Origin of the sequence: Aporhodopirellula rubra, from assembly GCF_014192335.1 — a bacterium.
In the GTDB taxonomy this organism is placed as follows: Bacteria; Planctomycetota; Planctomycetia; order Pirellulales; family Pirellulaceae; genus Rhodopirellula; species Rhodopirellula rubra.
The window spans coordinates 67,611-87,138 of sequence record NZ_JACHXU010000026.1 but is presented as its reverse complement, the minus strand read 5'-3'; the positions used below and the strand labels follow the sequence as shown (position 1 = coordinate 87,138).

General features: G+C 54.1%; 12 protein-coding genes. 3 read left to right on the top strand and 9 right to left on the bottom strand.

Annotated elements, in window-relative coordinates; translation table 11 throughout:
• The first annotated feature begins 131 nt into the window (after window positions 1-131).
• The gene (gene clpB / locus FHS27_RS25895) at window positions 132-2,810 is read left to right on the top strand and encodes an ATP-dependent chaperone ClpB (RefSeq protein WP_184308535.1); all 2,679 of its coding nucleotides are present in this window, start codon (window positions 132-134) and stop codon (window positions 2,808-2,810) included.
• Window positions 2,811-2,906: 96 nt separating this feature from the next.
• On the opposite strand, the gene FHS27_RS25890 is transcribed toward clpB, so the two are convergent.
• The 8 genes from FHS27_RS25890 to FHS27_RS25855 all read right to left on the bottom strand — a co-directional run bounded on the left by FHS27_RS25890 (window position 2,907) and on the right by FHS27_RS25855 (window position 15,142).
• A complete protein-coding gene (locus tag FHS27_RS25890; RefSeq protein WP_184308533.1) occupies window positions 2,907-3,791 on the bottom strand; it encodes a ThuA domain-containing protein in 885 nt (294 codons plus the stop codon).
• A gap of 87 nt (window positions 3,792-3,878) precedes the next feature.
• Complete coding sequence (locus tag FHS27_RS25885; protein WP_246420963.1) at window positions 3,879-4,604, bottom strand: LamG domain-containing protein; 726 nt, start codon at window positions 4,602-4,604, stop codon at window positions 3,879-3,881.
• 220 nt (window positions 4,605-4,824) lie between these two features.
• Window positions 4,825-6,864 carry a serine/threonine-protein kinase gene (locus FHS27_RS25880; RefSeq protein WP_184308529.1) on the bottom strand — a complete coding sequence of 680 codons (2,040 nt, stop codon included), beginning with the start codon at window positions 6,862-6,864 and terminating at the stop codon, window positions 4,825-4,827.
• A gap of 136 nt (window positions 6,865-7,000) precedes the next feature.
• Window positions 7,001-8,761 carry a hypothetical protein gene (locus FHS27_RS25875; protein ID WP_184308527.1) on the bottom strand — a complete coding sequence of 587 codons (1,761 nt, stop codon included), beginning with the start codon at window positions 8,759-8,761 and terminating at the stop codon, window positions 7,001-7,003.
• 341 nt (window positions 8,762-9,102) lie between these two features.
• Complete coding sequence (locus FHS27_RS25870; protein ID WP_184308525.1) at window positions 9,103-9,840, bottom strand: hypothetical protein; 738 nt, start codon at window positions 9,838-9,840, stop codon at window positions 9,103-9,105.
• Window positions 9,841-10,884, bottom strand: coding sequence for a hypothetical protein (locus FHS27_RS25865; RefSeq protein ID WP_184308523.1), 1,044 nt, complete (start codon window positions 10,882-10,884; stop codon window positions 9,841-9,843).
• Between the two features lie 177 nt (window positions 10,885-11,061).
• Complete coding sequence (locus FHS27_RS25860) at window positions 11,062-12,009, bottom strand: diguanylate cyclase (RefSeq protein WP_184308521.1); 948 nt, start codon at window positions 12,007-12,009, stop codon at window positions 11,062-11,064.
• Window positions 12,010-12,205: 196 nt separating this feature from the next.
• Window positions 12,206-15,142 carry a serine/threonine-protein kinase gene (locus tag FHS27_RS25855; protein ID WP_184308519.1) on the bottom strand — a complete coding sequence of 979 codons (2,937 nt, stop codon included), beginning with the start codon at window positions 15,140-15,142 and terminating at the stop codon, window positions 12,206-12,208.
• Between the two features lie 416 nt (window positions 15,143-15,558).
• Between FHS27_RS25855 and FHS27_RS25850 the strand changes: the two genes are divergently transcribed.
• Together FHS27_RS25850 and FHS27_RS25845 are read left to right on the top strand one after the other, a co-directional pair.
• The gene (locus tag FHS27_RS25850; protein ID WP_184308517.1) at window positions 15,559-17,097 is read left to right on the top strand and encodes a hypothetical protein; all 1,539 of its coding nucleotides are present in this window, start codon (window positions 15,559-15,561) and stop codon (window positions 17,095-17,097) included.
• A gap of 227 nt (window positions 17,098-17,324) precedes the next feature.
• Window positions 17,325-18,080: an SDR family NAD(P)-dependent oxidoreductase gene (locus tag FHS27_RS25845; protein WP_184308515.1), complete on the top strand. Its 756-nt coding sequence runs from the start codon at window positions 17,325-17,327 to the stop codon at window positions 18,078-18,080.
• A gap of 102 nt (window positions 18,081-18,182) precedes the next feature.
• Here FHS27_RS25845 and FHS27_RS25840 read toward each other — a convergent pair whose 3' ends face one another.
• Window positions 18,183-19,523, bottom strand: coding sequence for a hypothetical protein (locus FHS27_RS25840; protein WP_184308513.1), 1,341 nt, complete (start codon window positions 19,521-19,523; stop codon window positions 18,183-18,185).
• Window positions 19,524-19,528 lie beyond the last annotated feature (5 nt).

Sequence of the window (19,528 nt, the reverse complement as noted above, 5' to 3'; positions counted from 1 at the left end):
TGATCCAACCCTGATCAGCATCGTGCGAGTGCCCATTTCGCACACCAATGTTAGTAACGATCCTCTTCCTTCGGTCTCGCATCGTTGCTGCACGTTACCTCCCCACCGTTTGATGCAAAGAGCTGACTCCCATGGCCTTTCGAATCGATAAACTGACCACGCAAGCCCAAAACACCGTTGCCGAAGCGCAAGCCCAAGCAACCGCTCAAGGCAACGCTGAAATCATGCCGTTGCACCTGCTCGCGGCTGCTCTGGCGCAGTCCGGTGGTATCACGAAACCGATGCTCGAAAAGCTGAAGGTCGATACCGGCGCACTTCAATCGATGATCGCCAGCGAACTAGAGAAACTGCCACGCACCAGCGGCGGTGGCCAACCTCGCGTCAGCTCAAAACTGCAAGAGGTTTTCCAAACAGCCGACGAGGCGGCAAAGTCTCTCAAAGACGAATACATCAGCACCGAACACCTGTTGCTCGGTTTGGCAAGGATTGAAAACAAAGCCAAAAATCTTCTCTCCCTTTCCGGCGTGACCGCCGACGATCTGCTCAAAGCCGCCAGCGAAATCCGAGGCTCCGCCCGCGTGACCGATCCCAACGCCGAATCAACCTACCAAGCACTCGAGAAATACGGGATCGACCTCACCGCGCTCGCCGAAACGGGCAAGCTCGATCCCGTGATCGGCCGTGACAACGAAATCCGACGGGTCATCCAAGTCCTCTCGCGACGAACAAAGAACAATCCGGTCCTGATCGGCCAGCCTGGTGTGGGGAAAACCGCGATCGCAGAAGGTCTCGCACTTCGCATCTTCGAAGGCGACGTTCCGCAAAGCCTCAAAGGCAAACGCGTCGTGTCACTCGACATGGGTGCTCTCGTTGCCGGTGCAAAATTCCGCGGCGACTTCGAAGAACGACTCAAAGCCGTTTTGCGTGAAGTCAAAGACTCAGGCGGCGGAGTCGTCTTGTTTATCGACGAACTCCACCTCGTCGTCGGCGCAGGTAACGCCGAAGGTTCCGCCGACGCCGCGAACCTCCTCAAACCTGAACTCGCACGCGGGTCGCTGCGATGCATCAGTGCGACGACGTTGGATGAATATCGCCAGCACATTGAAAAGGACGCGGCACTCGAACGTCGCTTCCAACCCGTCTTCGTTGGCGAACCCAACATCGAGGACACTGTCGCAATCCTTCGCGGACTCAAATCACGCTACGAATCGCACCACGGGGTTCGCATCACCGACAGTGCACTCGTGGCCGCAGCCAACCTATCGAGTCGCTACATCGCCGATCGATTCCTTCCCGATAAAGCCATCGACTTGATCGATGAAGCCGCCAGCCGCTTGGCCATGGAAAAGGAATCGGTTCCTGAACCCATCGATCGTCTGCAACGACGACTCCGACAACTCGAGCTTGCTCACCGGCAACTCGTCGATGAATCCGAAGCCTCCGCGGTCGATAAACGTACCGAAGTCGAAGAAGAAATGGACGAGGTGAAAGCGGAACTCGCGAGCCTGAGAGAACAATGGGACGCGGAAAAAATGGGCCTCGACGATGTCCAGTCGATCCGTCAAGAAGCCGAAGAACTGCAACACCAGTTCGCGAAACTCGATGCCGAGGCCAAAGAGAAACAACTCCGCGGCGAAAGCCCCGAAGATCTGTATCGCGAAATGCTGCAGGTCCAAACGCGACAACGCCAACTGCAATCTCGCATCGATGAAATGGAATCATCCGAATCCAACACAGATGACTCCGGCGCAGAACATGGCACCTCTGATGAAAACGCGAAACCAGATCGTGACCAACGCCGTTTGCTGCGAAAGGAAGTGACCGAAGAGGAAATTGCAGAGGTCGTCAGCACGTGGACCGGCGTTCCCGTCTCACGCATGATGGAAACCGAACGAGCCAAGTTATTGGTGATGGAAGAACGTCTGCACCAACGCGTCATCGGACAAGACGAAGCCGTTACTGCCGTCTCCGATGCCGTCCGCCGCAGCCGAAGCGGGTTGCAAGACCCCAATCGTCCCATCGGTTCGTTCCTGTTCCTCGGCCCAACCGGGGTCGGAAAAACCGAACTTTGCAAAGCACTCGCTGAAGTCATGTTCGACGACGATTCCGCCATGGTACGAATCGACATGAGTGAATTCATGGAACGACACAGCGTCTCGCGATTGATCGGCGCCCCTCCCGGATACGTCGGCTACGAAGAAGGCGGTAAACTCACTGAAGCTATTCGGCGACGCCCCTATGCCGTGATCCTGCTCGATGAAATGGAGAAGGCTCACCCCGATGTTTTCAACATCTTGTTGCAAGTCCTCGACGATGGACGCCTGACCGACGGCCAAGGACGCACGGTCGATTTCACCAACGCTGTCATTGTGATGACCAGTAACGTTGGCAGCCAAGTGATCCAACGTGTTAACGACGAAGGTGGCGCTGAAGAAGAAATGCGTTCAGCGGTCCAGGATGCCCTCAAAGCAAGATTCTTGCCCGAATTCCTGAACCGGATCGACGACATCGTGATCTTCCATCCGCTCCAGCAAACGCAGATTCGGCGCATCGTTGAATTGCAGTTGGATGACCTGAGAAAACGCTTAGCAGCAAACGGGCTTTCGCTCGAACTGACCGAAGCCGCAGTCGATGAAATCGCCGCCGTCGGTTACGACCCTGCCTACGGTGCCCGTCCGCTCAAACGTGTCATCCAGCGAGAGGTTCAAAACCCACTTGCTTCGGCGCTGCTTAAAAACAGCTACGGCGAAGGCACCACGATCAGCATCGATTATCGCGATGGAGAATTCATCTTCGCAGGAAAGGCCTAATCCTGTTCGACGTCTTCTTTATCGACGCCTTCTAAATAAAACAACCTCTGCGAAGTGTGTTCGCAGAGGTTGCATGGAGACGACATCGGACAATTGCTACTTCGCCAACGAAGCCGCGGGCGTACCGTCGGACGACAGATTACCGGTCGCCCACAACAGTCCGCGAACGACGAGGTCCATGTACTTGTCATTAGCGACGGTTTCATTCTGGTGACCGAGTGAGGTACTGAAAATTCTTGTCTTCTTTGGACCATACTCGTTGGTCCAGGCCACTACGGCGGTGGATTCCTTCGGTGCAGCGTTCGGATCCTTCTTCAATTCTCGCTTGTTAGGCGGTGTCACTTGATTGCCGGACACCAACGCGTTTGTCCCGTCAAAGACCCGGACGTTGTTGTAAAGCTCCTCATCGATCGTTGTCCAATTCTCCAACCCCTTCGCGATCGGATGGTCCGAATTGGTGTACACGACATCGATCGGAGACTTCGCACCGTGGGCTGTCGACTGGACGCCGATCATCTTATACCAACCTGCGTTGTCCGCACCAGGCTGCACTGCCGCTCGATAATCACCCCAACGATAGCTGTGCATCGCACAGTGCAGATTCACCGCAGGTGTGCCGTTTTGATGCGCCGCAAGAATCCGATTCACGTACGGCTGCTCTGTCACATTGGCTGAACACTCATCGTGCACGACGACATCGTAACCTTCGGCCCAATCGTCCGATTGGTGAATCTCAAACGTCGCCTTCGTCGTGCTGTCATTGCTCAACACAACTGTGACGTCTGCGTTGATGCGTGCTTCGATTCCTTCTTTCAACAACTTTGACTGCGTCTGGTAATCGTGGCAACAACCGCCGGCCACCAAGAGCACCTTCAGCCCCTTGGGATTGGCGGCGGAATCGTCAGCCGAAAGGAACGATGTGTTGATGGACAACACGACTGCGAGGACGAGGCTCAATTTACAAATCGATTGGATTTTCATTCAGAGTTCACTTCGGTGAGGGATAGAGGTGGGAGGGTTGTGGGTGACTCGACGATCGCAAACATCGTGATTCGAATCGCCATCGAACTACGGGGACAGAGCGTAAATCTTGACATCATCCAAGACCGCATTCTTGGGCACCGCCAGACGCAACAACCGCTTGGTTGGATGGGCGATTCCTTCGGATTGAAACGAGCCGACCGGCGTGCCGTCGATGGAGACGCTTATCATGGCGTTCTCGATTCGCACCGCGAGATCGTACCATTTACCTGTTTCAAGCTTATTTGGGAACCGTTTGCTCTTCGATTCTAGTTCGCTCTTCATCCCCTGAGTCAACTTTTTGGCTTTCTTCAACTCATAGTACTCGTTCGCCATTCGTCCCGTCTTCAGATCATCGATCTGCACGTATTGAGTAGTGATTTTGGCCACGAATAGATGTCCAGCGTGCACTCCTTTGAACTTCAAATCAGCGAAATTCAAACCCAAACTGTCTTGCTCACCCTCCAACATGAACCGCAGCGACACCAATCCATTACGAAACTCGGCGGGATGCGTGACCGAAACAGCGTGGTCGGCCTCCGGATGGAGGCAGATGTACATAGCCCCATCTCGCAAATCGACTTGCTTGTTGCCCTTGGCACGTTTCTGACTATTTGAGTTCCATCCGTTACCGATTTCTTCGTTGTCCTCCTGTGACTCGCTACGATCAAACTGATCTTGAAAGAGCAACACACCTGTATCGCCAGCAACCACCGATCCGGCGACTGGACAGTTGAGCAGAAGAGCGATCGCGAGGATGGCAAAGATTTTCATGTGATTCACGCAATAAGTACTAAACAGTGACTACCGAACTACGAAATATAATCGATCCGTTAACTCGATCTTAATTAGCGGGACCATCCTAGAGATTTTCGTGACCGCAGTGTTGCGTCATCCGTTCTGGCTTTCCCGCATCGCATTCTCTTGTTAGCAACTGAATTTACGGATCGGCCCGAGCACGATTCCGTCGTCGCAAAGATCAACGCCCGGCTTTTTAACGTGTAAACGATCTTCTGGGCACCGCGTCAGGAACTTCAACCCACTCGGGTAATTGCTCCACCGTCCATGGAGAAACCGTGGCCAAAACATCACGGTCTCGTTCTGCCGCCTCCTGATTCCCCAATTGCTCGTTTGCCTTCATTCGCAGAAAGACGACCATCGCTTCGGGGACAGTCAGAAATTTGTTTAAGCTCTTGCTCGCATCGGTCATCGCGAGCACACGCTCATAATCTCCTTTTGCGTAGGCCAATCGAACATCCAATGCGAACGCGACATCTCCAACTGCGGAATAGGACGTCGGAAAAGATCGACTTTGCATCGCAATCTGATCGAGAGTTTGATCTGCCAGGCCATAATCCGAATTCGTGATTGCCGTATCAGCGATCTCTACCATACGAGTCGCCTTGGCGATCTTCGCAAGCGTGAACCACCAAAACGTCCACGGAATCATCATCAAAAATGTGAGCGTTAATCCTACGAAGACGTGACGTTTCCCCGACAACCAATGCTTCTTTCGACGAAGATCACGCAACGCGAGTGCAGCCAAAACAATCGTCAACAAAAACACTGGTGGCCCCCACCCTGCGGTCGCCGCCCCGGCTCCCACGCAGGCGACTGCGTAACGACTGACGCGACATGGCAACGTCGGTGTGTTGGCACGCTGTGCTTTCGCCCTTCGACAACAACACCAATTTCCCGCCGCAATCAGCGGAGGCCCAATCCCCAGTGTCAACGCCGCCAACACATAGGCACTGATACCTACGCTAATCAAACCGCTTTGAGACAGATGCGGCATCGTCAGCATGCTGAAATAGGTTGCAGTCACTGCCATGACTCCAACAAACGTCAGAAACGCTCCCGCCGGAATTGCAAGACACTCCCACCGCCATCCTGGCGCGTCGGTCACGCTTAGAAGCCGTAGATCGTTCCCTAGCTCCTCCGCGGTTTGATAACGATCCGCTGGATTCTTTTGCAGACACCGCAAAATCACTTGCTCCAACGCGACCGGTATCGACTTGTCAATTTGCCTTGGTGGGACGGGTGATTCTTCCTGAATACGACGGAACAACTCTCGCGTCCTACTTCGCCCCACCTTTTCTGACGACGCAGGCATTTGAAAAGGAAACTGGCCGGTGCAGGTCAGATAGAGAATCACACCGATGCTCCACAGGTCCGATCTCGCGTCGAGCTGTGAATCGCGTGGCCGCAACTGCTCCGGAGACATGTACAACGGTGTGCCCGCCGTGTTGGCAGGGGAATTCGAGGCGGTTGAGATTGCCAACCCGAAATCCGTAATTCGCAATCGATCGCGACCGATCAACACGTTGGCGGGTTTGAGATCTCGATGCACAAACCCCAACCGGTGAGGCTCCACGAGTGCCCCCGCGATATCACATCCGATCCGCGCGATCTCACCAACACCCAACGTCGCCATCCGAGACGTCTCCAGCGGCAACCGATCGAGTTTGTTCTGCAACGTTCCGCCGTCGACATACTCCATCACCAAAAGAATGGTGCCGTCGCTATCCTCGAGGACGTCGTGGGTGGTAACGATCCCGGGATCTCGAAGCGCCGCAACGGCACGCGCCTCGTTAAGGAAGTCGGTCACGTTGCCGCGTTCTTGCAGCCACTCTATCCGTGGGACTTTGATCGCGACGTCACGCAGCAGTTTTTCGTCGTGGCACAAAAAGACATCGCCAAAGGCGCCGCTTCCCAACAGTCGCACGACCCGATACCGCCCCTGCGGACCGAGTGATTCAGGCGTCTTCTCCTTCGGAACCACCTCCCGAGGATGATCCGCTCTCGACGGAAGCACCGTCGCAAACTCATCCGTCTGAAACGCCGACTTGCTCGCCCGCGTGTCCGACGCAGAAGCATTCGTTTCGCGATCTTGCAGTTTCGAAACTTCGGTCGCAATCTCCTCCGCGATTTCAGGATGATCAGCTTGCAAGCTTTCCAGGACTCCCACCTCGCCACTCTGGGTCCGGCGCTGCCACTGACGAACAAGCTCTGCGATTTCAGGAGATGAACTCATCCCACCAATTTAACAGTGTCTCAACCACATTGCAGCAAACAGCACCAACGCAATACGATCCTTCGCAAAACCATCCTGCACATTGCGAGATTTACAACTAACAGTCTTGGCTCTAGAAGAAGGTTGTTTGCCTACATCAAGGCGTCAGCAGTGGTAGCCAGTTGACGTACAAAAGAAGCATGGCTGTCGATATCGTAGCGAGTCCGAACAAGACCGGTCGACGCGAGGTGGTCGCTTTGGTTTTGGCAAACCATCGAAATCCGATCGTAGCGATCACGAGAATCAGAAGAACGAAATTGATCTTCATGCCACGCGTCATCGCTTCATCCACGCGGTGGTGCTCCCACAGGCAGTTTCCAATGGCTTGGCTGGACAACGCGCAAACGACAACAAGCAGAACAACACACACTTCATGAAGCCACGTCGAGGACGAATAGACTGTCAACAGAGCTCCAGAAAAAAAGAACATTACAATCACGAAACCCATCGATTTCCAAACGCTTCTCCAAACCGCATTCATACGCTCAATTCGCTTCGGATGGAGTAAATCCGGTTTGGGATCATGAATGTGCTCGACAGTGTTTTCTCGACGTTCAACTGCAGGATCACCCCAACTCATCTGCGAATTTTCGCGTACCAACTTTTGACTAGCTGATAGTTGTCTCGCATCTTCGTGTCTCTGTCGATGCAATCGTTCAGATGTTGAAAAATACGGGAACACAGTACGGCTATTGAAACTTCCAACGATGTAGGAATACGCGAAAGTGTAGAGCCATTTCGAATCTCCAGTACTATTATCAACGCATTCGACGCGTCCATCGCTGCTGCCAATCACAAGCAAATCAGATGGCCTATCAAAGGCTGCCTGTTCTATTCTTGGCTTCATCGACGAACGATGTGAGATAAGCCATCTCGCCCAGTCAGACTCCGTATGAAAAATCAAGCCAGAAACACCTTCAGGTTCAATTCGGCTTGCTTGAAACAGGGTGACTGAAGCCTTCGGTATCAAAATTGAACGCCAAACCAGAGCAGATTCGTCTTCATCCTCATCTCTTTGATCGAAACTCTTAAGACTTCGCTCTCGATTCTCGTCATTAATCAACGAGACTGATCCATACTCATCGATAAAATAGCCGTCTAGCATCACAGGGTTTGCATCACTGAACCCGGATGGGATCGGACGCTTTATTACCTCAAGGCCTTTTCGCTCACTTAACGAATCGTATGCGCGAATCCAATAATCACTCGTTGGCGAAGGCATATCACCGGCCATAAAATCGAGCCCAGACTCCCAGTCGTATTCAGCAATGGTCACCTCCGCTTCAATCAGGAAATCAGGACCAAAAAATAATTCGCTGCCACTACCAAATTCAAATTCTCCCTGACTGATCTGCTCTCCAGATTCAGCGTCAATCACAGTGACATCCACTTTCGGTGGCTGGAGCGACTGCCTCGCGACGATTATCAAATTTTCACGAACAGCGAGATGAATGACATGCTGATGTTCGTCTATCTCCCCGATCGATACCGTTTTCGATCCCGCGTCTAGCTGATCGTAGATCAGCAAATTCGCGTTTGTCGTGACTGACGAAGTAGGTGATCTGGTAATCGCCGTAATCCAGCGAGCATTCACATCGGTCTTAACCGTGTCAAAGCGTTCTTGAAGCGTGAAAGTTCTACCGTCGATTCGCTGCAGCCTAGATTGCCCGACGATGTGAACGTATTTCTCGTCGACCACCACCTCGCCATTCAAACCATCGCCGTCAGGCTGAACACGAGCTATAACGTGTCCGGACTGCAGATCTAAAACGGTGAGAGAACCGACGCTTTGAATGAAGTACACACGTCCAGATGCTATCGTGATCGGACTTGCAAGTGCCATTGGAAAGACAGTCATCGCTTGCACGGTCGCGAAATTGCAGATGACTAAGAACTGAAAAAGAATGGCATGGACGCCAATACTCCATCGAGACTGTTGTGTATTCGACTGCGGAGGCCCCATTGATTCACCCGGATTGGTGTCATTGGAGCGATCGGCATCCCGGAGATGGGAATGGAAAGATCAGCCATCAACGCCCCACGTTCGCATTGTACCGAAGTGGAATTTGCGATGCACACGAGATCGCCCCAAATGAGCTGCAATTCACAGTGTGATTTGGACGCAACGGGGCAGATGCGACGAATAAACGGACGCGTTTGGGTTTCTCGTAGCGGAACCGTTCCGTCGATACGCTGAACCTATTTCGATAGGATCGCGATCGACGCTCCATAGTACCATGCGTCGGCATCGCGGCCTTCGGTTGTCACTAGGTAGCGGCCGAAACCACTAATACGAACCCGTGGCGTCCACCAAAAGTGAATCCCCGTCTCAGGATAGATCGCCATCAACGCACCATCGAACGACTCCTCTTCCTCGCCCCACTCGTCGATATCGCCGTCGTCGTCATTGTCAATATTGTCATCGTCGGCTGATTCCGTGGTGCTCGACGCACCGGCAAACAACCCCCAGCCCACAAACGGGGCTAACCTTGTCGGCGTTTGAAAACGCATCCCCAATTCGCCACCCAGAAAGTAATCATCGTCATTGGCCGCCGCTACAAACCCCATGCGGTTAGTCATGAACGACGTCCCGTATCCGGTGTAACCAAGTTCCAGACTGCCCATCGGATTGCTCGATGTTCCGAACGCGGTCAGTCCACCAGAGAAATAACACCCTGAAGAGTCTTTCAAAAAACGTGCATCGGCGGCCTGCTTGATCTTCCCCGGCACATCGGTCTTCTCGGCACCGTCAGCGTATTTTTGTGCATAGTCGGGATCATCCATCGCCCAGCGTGATTTGGTTATCCCAGTGGGCAACTGTGCCTGCACTGGCCGCGCGAAATGCAACAGACACAACAGGGTCGCCACTCCCCAACCGAATACCACGACGATTCGATGTCGCGAACACTGAGACCGATTGAGAATCAACGAATTCATTTAAAACTTCCACCCGGCCTGCAGGAACAAACCATCGTCCAGATCCACTTCCACGTTCGCCCGTTCATACTCGACGCTCCGATTGAAAGCATATCCGCCTTCGATCAACAAACCTCGGTTGCCTTGACGAATTACCTCGTATCCGAACAGCAGCCGCAATTCTCCGATCGTCAGTTCATCATGCGAACCGTCATCGCGTGAGACCGCCCAGGTGTTCCCTCCGAGCTGGCCTCCGATATATGCCCATGCTTCGGCAACTCCGCCGTCTTTCCACAGTCGATAGCTCAACCGGGGTCGCGGCATGGTCAGATCCAATTTGCACCACGGTCGCGGTGTCCAGGTTGCACCGATCACCGGCAATACGCTGAGATCCGAGCGATCAAAATAGACTGCCCCTAATGCCACATTCCAATCCGTGCAAACCTGCCAACTGACCATTCCCAATCCGAATAGTCGAAACGCGTCTTCGCTCGTCGTAAAGTCACTCCGCACCGAAGGCGTCAGCAGGAACGTCGTGGATACGCGTTCGGTCCATTCCTTTCGCTGAAACAGCGTCACACCCGTGCTGTAGAGCGTTTCGGGAACATCAATCGACGTTGGCCCGTCGATCGAATCAACACGGAAGAAAGGACTCACTGCCAAAATGTTTTTCAAACTGCCCAGCGGCACACCAACAGCCACTCGAGCCTCAAAGAAAGTCTGATTCAATCCGCCCGCGCGATCACCTAGTCCGTGAACGTATCCCGATGAGACTTCACTGCCCTGATAGAACCCTCGCCGAAACCGCTCGACGGGCACCTCCATCGCGATCGGCGTCAGAACGGGAACATACTCATCCGCGACAATCATCTCGCCGGGTTCATACTGCTCAAAACCGCTTCCAACTTGTTCCGGCGCAACCAGCGTCTGTGCATTCGTGTGTGAAACGCCGAGCGGTGAAACTGCAATGAAGCCAATTGCAGAAAAGGAAGCGACCGCGCAGCGACGAATCCAGGCGTAAACGCCGAATCGGCTCCCGATCATCGCGGCACTAGAGAGATTCACGAATCACGTCATAGCAAAACGTAATCGCATGACGCAATCGATTTGTTTCGGCCAGAAAATGCGAGGAAAAAGCCGTCAAATCCCACTACCGCCGGCCTCCGTCACCGAACCTTCCACGAGTTTCACTACCGGCATTTCAATCGTCGACACTGCAACCCGCAGAGCGTCAATTCGTGATTAACACACCACTCGGTTACGGCCATCTCGCTTGGCTTCATACAAACGATCATCCGCGATCTTGATCAGTTCGACCGCTTTCATCATTCGATCGCCATCGTAACAGGCCACTCCAAAACTGGCGGTAATGTCGAGCGGACCGATCGCCGTCGCAAAAGGCTTTCCACCAATCACCGCTCGGCACCGTTCTGCGATCTCGATCGCCTCATCACGTTCGGTCGACGCCATCAAAAGCGAGAACTCCTCCCCGCCGTATCGTGCCAACAAATCATCTTCGCGGCACGTCGACAACAGCCGTTTCCCAAACTCGCGAAGTACTTCGTCGCCGACCAAATGCCCATGGGTATCATTGACGCTCTTAAAAAAGTCAATGTCCATCATCACCACGGCGAGCGACTGAGAGCGACGGAGCGAACGAGCCATTTCACGCTGCATGGACTCGAGCAGATACCGCTTATTCATCGTCCCGGTTAATGCGTCACGAGTGAGCGACAGATAAACCGTCTCGTGATACTGTGACTCGACACTTCCGGCGGACAAGTACTTAAAGATAAAACTGCCGATCGAGATGTTGTCACCCGAATTCAGGATATGACGACCTTGGATCGGAATTCGATTGACGAGAGTCCCGTTCGTACTACCCAAGTCTTGGAGAGCGTGTCCTTCGGGGGTTCGAATCAATTGCACATGTCGTCGCGATACACTGGCATCGTCCAACACCAGATCGCAAGCGATGTCTCGACCGATCGTCAGAAAGTCATATTCCAGCAACAGCATCCCATCGATCACGTCAGCGGGATAGATCTGCACCAGACAGGACTCATTGCCTACGGCATCGTCCGGCGTATGAAAGCCTTGTTGCTGCATCGTCGCTTCGGCTTCCATCTCACTCGCCAAATGATAAGGAGCTGGAACACGCTGAAGAACGCGGTTGATTAGATCAGTCATAAATAGATCGCAGCGGAGGTGACGAGCCCGAGGATGGGGGGCTGAAAAGGGTCAGTTGTTGGAAAACTAGGTCACGGGTTGTGACACGGGAAAAGAACGGTCACGAAGTTTATCGACTTGGACCCTGACGCAGATTGAGCATCCGGTTTTGCCGGCCCTGCGGATCATCCTGCCATTAGTAGTCCCTCATGAGTGATCAATTCGATTCGGTCGAATCCATTGATTTCAGTTCGTTGATTTTCTCACGAGCGTCGATTGCTTGCTGCGTTGCACCTCGCTGGTCGTACTCGCGGGCCGTTTCAGTAAGGACTTCCCTCCATCGCTCCGCATCACGAGGCAGCAGCATGCCGTAGTCAGTCAAGATCTCGTAACCGACATTTGCGTCGGCGAGTGCGGGCACTGCATCCGCTCCCGGTATCGACAATTGCGCGGTCGCCAACGTGAAGCTGGTTTCGCAAAACCGACGAATCCCGTCACTATTCGGATCTTCCTGAATCAAACGTCGAAGTGTTCGCAGACTATTGGTGAGATGAGTCACCGCGAGTTGACGTTCTTGTTCGCTCCCATCGGCCAACAACGTCCCCAGATTGCTCTCCGCTGCCGACAGGTTGGTTCGATAGAACCCATCCACGTCCGACAATGACCAAGCATGATTGAGTTCCTCAATCACGTGAAGGTATTCCGATCGAGCCCGATCGCGTTTTCGTGTCCGCGATAGTGCGTTCGCCAACTGAAGCCGTGCGTGTGCCAAGGATTGTTGGTAGTCAATACGATTCGGCACCAACTCGATTTGTTTCTCGAGGTTCGCGACCAATCGCTGCCAGACATCGATCGCGTCGGTATAACGATCGACGTCCAAAAGAGCCGTTGCCCAATCGGTCGTCGTCGTTTCAGCAAGTCGATGATCAGACGGGTTCCCTCGAGAAAGACGCAGCCAGTCCGCCCATTCGGATGCTCGTTCCAGGTGCGTGATGATCATCGACGAATCCATCTCTGCCGACGAAGTCCGTCCTATCACCAAGCTCATCCGGGACAGGCAAGACGCGAGTTCATACGCCCGCCGAGGCAACTCTTCCGTTGACGGTTCGCTCGGATCGGTCACGCCGTACGCCGCCAACAACGCTTCGATCTCGCGTGAGTGCGATTCCCCCGCGTTGTCCATGAGCGAAGTTGACGTTTGTTTGTTTGTCGTCGCGTCGATCAATCGTTTCCCAATCCAAACATTCGCGTTCTGCAACGTTACCTCTTCGGACGAGTCGCGATCAGGTTCCGCTCGCATTTGCAGCGAGGCCAGTACGGTTTCGGCGTTCTCGTAATGTCCACTCGCTTTGGCATCGTTTCCTCGCAACCGATAGAGGTCTCCCAATCGCAGATGAAGTTTGGACCGCTCGACGCTACGGCGCCATCGCAGCAACTCAGATGCATTTTCATCCAACCATGGCGACGGACCGGTCAAATCTCGTTTGAGCAAATCTTCATAGTGCTCGGTCGCCTGCTCGATCAACTGATTTCGAATCGGCGTCATGCCTGGATAGAACTCCAGCGATCCACTCAGGTCGATTAACCACGCGTCGGCAGCAACGCGGCTTTCGCCCAACAGTTGCAACGACTCACGGTGTGCTGCTTCGGTCGCGACCCGAGCGGCGCGTTCCTGGTTGTGCGCCTGATGAATGAAATAGCTGAAGAATGTCGATGTGATTAATAGCACGACGGACGTTCCCGCGAAACTGAACGCGACGGTACGATGCCGACGACACCAACGCGATATTCGGTCCGTCCAGTTTTCACGATCGGCGAGGACGGCGTCACCGGCGAGATATCTCCGCACCTCGTCGGCGAGCGATTCGGCGGAAGAATAACGGTCACCGGGGTCGCGTGACATTGCCCTGTCGCAGATCGCCGACAACGCCCGCGGAACATCACGGCGGACCTGCCTCGCTGAAACCCTGTCGCCTGCGCGAACGCGCCTCAAGACCGTTTCAACGTTGCAACCTTTGAACGGATGACGACCGACCAAAATTTCGTACAGGATCACACCGAGCGAATAGATATCGGATGCCGGTGTCAACGCATCCACATTTCCTAACGCCTGCTCCGGAGGCATGTAGGCCGGTGTTCCAATAATTGATCCGGCCGACGTACGAGCAGAATCCGAGTTACCGTCGGCTGCTTCCACCCAACGCGCCGCCTCGTCAAGTTCGTTTTCAACATCCGCTTCATCGCGAATCGCGGACTCCTCGTTCAATCGCTTCGCCAACCCCCAATCCACGATAATGGTCTCGCCGAAGCCACCGATCATCACGTTGGCTGGTTTCAGGTCGCGGTGCAGCACGCCTTGCTCGTGCGCATACGCGACGGCGTTACAAATGTCGATAAAGCGTTCGAGCAGCGGCAACACAGCCTCCGCGAGACGTTGAGGGCGACGCCTCAGTCCACCGTTTGAATTACGTTCTTCAGACTCAGCATCATCTGGCCTAACATCTTTCGACATTCTCGCCTTCGACGCCTCCGTCTTCACCAACTCGCCGCCCACCGAAACGGTGTCACACGCCGATCCCATCGCCGCATGGGTCTGGCGAATCAAATGATGAAGCGGTTGCCCATCGAGCAATTTCATCACATAGTACGCATTCCCCGTCTGGTCTTCACTCAGCTCGTGAACCGGTACGATACCCGGATGTTGCAACTGACTCGTAACGACCGCTTCATGTAGAAAACGATCACGCACGTTGTTCGAAGGACGTGTGGATCCGCTGATTCGCTTGATTGCGACCGGACGCCTGAGATGCTTGTCGATCGCGTTTTGGACGACGCCCCATCCGCCACGACCGAGTTCACCTAGAACTTGATATCGCGAATCCATATCGCTCGGTGCAGCCGCTGTCGTGTTGCCCTGAGCGACTCGCTGCTCGTCGACTGCATTCGCACCACGAGCACGCGAACGCTTCGACCCACGAGCATTGGTTCGCACCCGTCGCCGAGACTTTTTGGAATCATTGCTCGATTCCGAGGATGCCGAACCGGCCGAGTTATCGAGAGATCTCGACACCGGCTCTTTAGATAAGTTGCCGGTAAGCGGACCGATCGCACGAGTCTGTTCCGGCGAAGACTGATTAGATGGATCGATTGACATGACCGAGTGTACCGGTTCCCGATAGTTGGACTGTCCAATGATTGAACTGAATGCGCAGCGCTAACCGCATCGTGATGCACCTCAAGGCTAGGTCGTATATTGATGCCACGTCGGCCGCCGGACACGATTCCAATGCGGCAAAGCCCAGGCGACCGTAACCTTCGAAACAACCCCTCCATTCCGATCCACGTCCGTCAGCGAGCCTGAATTGAGTTGAGTTTGAGCACGTTGCCCCCGAGGTGGCGTCCTAACATTCCCTACACGGATTCTGCGAAATGCTGGCACTCGAGAGCAAAACGAGAACGCTAAAGCCAATCCCTTTCGGACCAGCGAAATGAAACGCGACCGTGGTTTCCTGTTCCTATTTTCAGTGTCCCGGTCTCCGTTAACGCGTTCACAACCAACGAGTTTTCTTCATGCGTATGCTCAAAGCCCTGCTCATCGTGTTGCTCGCATTTCCGATCGGCATCGTTGCTCTCCTTGTCGTTATCGCAACGATCGGGGCCGAAGCGAACTCCAAAGAATCTCAAGTGATCAACGCACAAACGGTCTCACACGCAGAGCCGAACATCACGGCCGCTGACCAACCTCGATACCAAAAGGCCAACGTCACGCTGCTCACCGACCCAACGCTGTCGAATGAAAAAGTCAAAGAGATACTCGATGTACTCACCTCTCGATGTTTGTTCGGATCCAGTAACGAGAACCATACCTTCGTACTGGCAACACCCAATGATGCGACCCAATCGCCCCAGCACGAACTAAAAATACAAGCCTCGCTACCGCTCGATCTTTGCCATCGACTCACGCCAATCTATGGGTACATGGCATCCATCCTCAGCCACGAGTGCTTTCACGGCGAACCCACGCAGTTCTGTTTCCACAGCGACGAAAGCAACACTCCCGTCATTGCCGCGTCTCGCTCCGACGTCGCGACGTGTTGGTTTGACGGAAGTCAAAGCATCTTTTTCGATACCAAACTTTCTGACGAAGACCTCAACACCGTCCTCGATGGTTTGCGATCGTTGGGGATGGTTCCCAACGCCGCCAACTACGCTCACCTTTTCATTCGCCAACGTGATCAACGAGATCGTGTTGAGATCGTCGGCAATCAAGCGATCACGTCACAAATCGATCCAATCGTACTCGCGGCCACCTTGCGTGACCGAGCGATCAATCTCAGCCTCACGCTTTTTGACGGTCGCACCACCGAGTACGTATTGATCGGATCCGATCTGAAAGAATTCAATCGCTTCACGCATCAACCACCGTTTCAACCAACTGCTTTGGCGTCGAACGGGTGCATGCTTTATCTCGCCGACGACTCCGTTGCACCTGATACGCTCGAAGCCATCGCGACTCGGTTGCCGACCATTCCTGGCCGCGAGATCACAATCGACATGTGGATTCAAAAAACCGGTGACCACGTCAAAGTACTGGTCCCCACATCACAGAAAACCCGCGAGCAGCACCTCGCACTCCAACGGAGCTTTGCAGCCACGGGTGCGGGAATCAAAGCCGAGTTCGCTCCTGAGACGCATCTTGAAATGGTGCTCTGTGACCACGAATTCACGCCACTTCATTCATTCCCAATTAACACCCGAGCAAACGCTTGCATCGCGTCTGATAACAATCGTTTGCTCTATGATGCGTCATTCGACAACGAGTTCGCGAAAGCCGCGACAGACTACTTTCAATCCATCTCGCTCTTCACTCCCAATGGTGCGATGCACGTTGAGCTTCTGCGGGACGAAGAGATCGACGTCCCTTGCGTTCAGTTGCGCGTCATCGCGTCGATGCTCACCACAGAAAGCGAAGAGCAAATGCAAGAGCTTGGACAACAAATCGTAGAAGGCCTCTTCCCAGGTCAAGCAGGCGTTTTCCAACTCGCCGACGCAATGGGCACACCGATCGACGGTTGCACTTGGCTCTATCCGACGAACACCTCCCAATAAAGATTTCACCGCAGTCACACGCGTGATCGGCAAATTGCCGGACAATCAATTTGCCGACCAATCAATTTGCCGGCCAATAGCGCGGAGAGCGACGCGAGAGATCGAAACTGAGTCTGGTTGCCCAAACGACAACGGTTTGGTTTCATTGCTGCGTTCGGTTTGCCTACGCATCACGCAGGTCAGCCGGTTATTGATCCCGCCTACCGCTGCAGTCCACCGGAATCCTCATGAGTCTTTCAGATCGTCCCGTCGCATTGGTCACGGGCGCCGCCACCGGAGTCGGACGAGCCTGTGCCTTGCAGTTCGCGCAACGAGGATTCGCGGTCATCGTGAACTACTCACGCAGCGAAACCGAAGCCAACCAAACGGCGAGCGAAATCAAAACACTCGGCACTCCGGTTTCCGTAATCCGAGCCGACGTGTCGGTGGCATCCGAGGTTCATTCGATGTTGGATCATGTTCGCAATCAATACGGACGACTCGATTGTTTGGTCAACAATGCCGCTGCGACCGAATTCGTTGAACATTCCGATTTGGACGCGATGACCGAAGACGCTTGGGATCGAATCTTGGGCGTCAACTTGAAGGGCCCCTTTTTCGTGACCCGAGCCGCTGCAAAACTGTTGGCCGAAGGAGACGGCGGCAGCGTCGTCAACGTGAGTTCCGTTGCCGGCTTCACCGGCGCCGGATCGTGTATCGCCTACTGCGCCAGCAAAGGAGGCCTCAACACCATGACCAAATCACTGGCCCGTGCCCTCGGCCCAAAAATTCGAGTCAACGCGGTTTGCCCTGGCCCCATCGACAGCCGATGGATACGCGACGGGAACCCCGACTGGGATCTTAACGAGATGGTCGCGAACTACCCCATTCCCAAACCATCGCAACCTGACGACATCGCCGACGCGGTACTCTTTTTCTCCACCGGAACGAAGCTGACGACCGGTCAGCTACTCGCCGTCGACGGCGGCCAAATGCTGACTTAGCGGGGCATGGCCACATTGACTGCCAAACCCCGCTAATACACGCGCGAGCAAGTCCTTTTTCGATGCGACGCTTCAACGACCACCCTATCGCACCCCGGCTGCTCAGTCCGAAATCGAGATCAAACTAGTTGGTGTCCCCTTACATTCGAACTTACCTTCGACGCTTTGGTCGCGGAGCGAGATCATCCAAATGCTTGAATCGCCTGGGTTTGTGATCGCGATTTGACGTCCCCTCGGCAAGAACACCGCATCGTGATGCCCAAAATGACCTTCGATCTGACTTCGCCCCACCGCGATCGGCTCGCGAGATTGTGCGTCCGCAAAATTGCCGTCTCCGTTGGGATCGAGATCAACAATCCAAAGTTGATCATTCTCGGGCGTCTCCTTTGACTCCGCGAAACACAGCGCAACGGGTTTGCCGCCGGGGCCTTTTCCAACAATCGGCGTTAGCATCGACTGGTCTGCGGACATTTCCAGCATCAACGTCTCAATCGTGAGTTCGGGTTTTGATGCGTCGATGAAACACAACCGTGATTGGTTCGCTTTACCGCTTGAGAACACCACGTGATGGCCAATGTTCTGAAAAGCTCCCGTGCGAAGTGGGTTGCCGTCTCCGTCCGTCCCAATCTGCAGATGATTCACCGTGACTGACTTCGGATCGTCGTTCACATCGAGATCCGCATTCACCCAACAAATACCATCAATCGGTGCAAAGAAAACTTTCCCGCTGTTGTAGGTCGCCCCGTGCAATCCGCCCGTTGGGCAATGTATCTGATATCTCGCTCCTGATTGATCGCCGACGCCGACCACGTCGACACGCCCTGCGTTTTCTCCTTCGCGATCAATCCACGTGCTGTACGCAACCTTTCCTTCGGCAACTGCCAAAGTAATGTGTCCTCCACCTCCGGCAATGAATTGCCCGGCCTCTTCCGGCGATTTAGATTTGCGAATGGACTCCGCCGTCAGCACCGTAAAACCATTGCGTTGATCGTTCGCCATCACGAACGTGTTGTCGTACCGATAAAGGTGAGCAGGATTGCCTTGCGACTCGTTAACATGAATCGCGTGAACGGACGGATTCGATGAGAAACGCCAGTGGAAATGGTCTCCATGTTCTTCATGGACGGCACCTGATTCGATCGCAACCCAACCGCTACCGATTTCTCCGCCCGCTTCATCGCGAATGCCGACGACGATCATTCCGTCGTCGATCTGCATTTGCACCAACGATTGGTCGTCGACATTGAGTTCCGGGAATCCCTCAAGTCGGTTTTCGTTCAGGGAATAGCCCTCGCCTGATTTCTGCAGGTTTCCCCACATCAATGTCGCGTTCTCATGGTCTTGCCAGAACAATCGTGCGATCGTTCGACCTTGGGCATGAAGACGGGATCCGCTGAGTATCGCAACAACCGCGAAGGTCATTAAAAAGTGTCGAAGTAACATGTGAT

Bases quoted from the DNA above. Each gene is read 5' to 3' on its own strand.
- FHS27_RS25860 (WP_184308521.1), bottom strand. From the start codon at position 12,009: ATGACTGATCTAATCAACCGCGTTCTTCAGCGTGTTCCAGCTCCTTAT.
- FHS27_RS25850 (WP_184308517.1), top strand. From the start codon at position 15,559: ATGCGTATGCTCAAAGCCCTGCTCATCGTGTTGCTCGCATTTCCGATC.
- FHS27_RS25875 (WP_184308527.1), bottom strand. From the start codon at position 8,761: ATGACTGTCTTTCCAATGGCACTTGCAAGTCCGATCACGATAGCATCT.
- FHS27_RS25840 (WP_184308513.1), bottom strand. From the start codon at position 19,523: ATGTTACTTCGACACTTTTTAATGACCTTCGCGGTTGTTGCGATACTC.
- FHS27_RS25855 (WP_184308519.1), bottom strand. From the start codon at position 15,142: ATGTCAATCGATCCATCTAATCAGTCTTCGCCGGAACAGACTCGTGCG.
- FHS27_RS25890 (WP_184308533.1), bottom strand. From the start codon at position 3,791: ATGAAAATCCAATCGATTTGTAAATTGAGCCTCGTCCTCGCAGTCGTG.
- FHS27_RS25845 (WP_184308515.1), top strand. From the start codon at position 17,325: ATGAGTCTTTCAGATCGTCCCGTCGCATTGGTCACGGGCGCCGCCACC.
- FHS27_RS25880 (WP_184308529.1), bottom strand. From the start codon at position 6,864: ATGAGTTCATCTCCTGAAATCGCAGAGCTTGTTCGTCAGTGGCAGCGC.
- FHS27_RS25885 (WP_246420963.1), bottom strand. From the start codon at position 4,604: ATGAAAATCTTTGCCATCCTCGCGATCGCTCTTCTGCTCAACTGTCCA.
- clpB (WP_184308535.1), top strand. From the start codon at position 132: ATGGCCTTTCGAATCGATAAACTGACCACGCAAGCCCAAAACACCGTT.
- FHS27_RS25870 (WP_184308525.1), bottom strand. From the start codon at position 9,840: ATGAATTCGTTGATTCTCAATCGGTCTCAGTGTTCGCGACATCGAATC.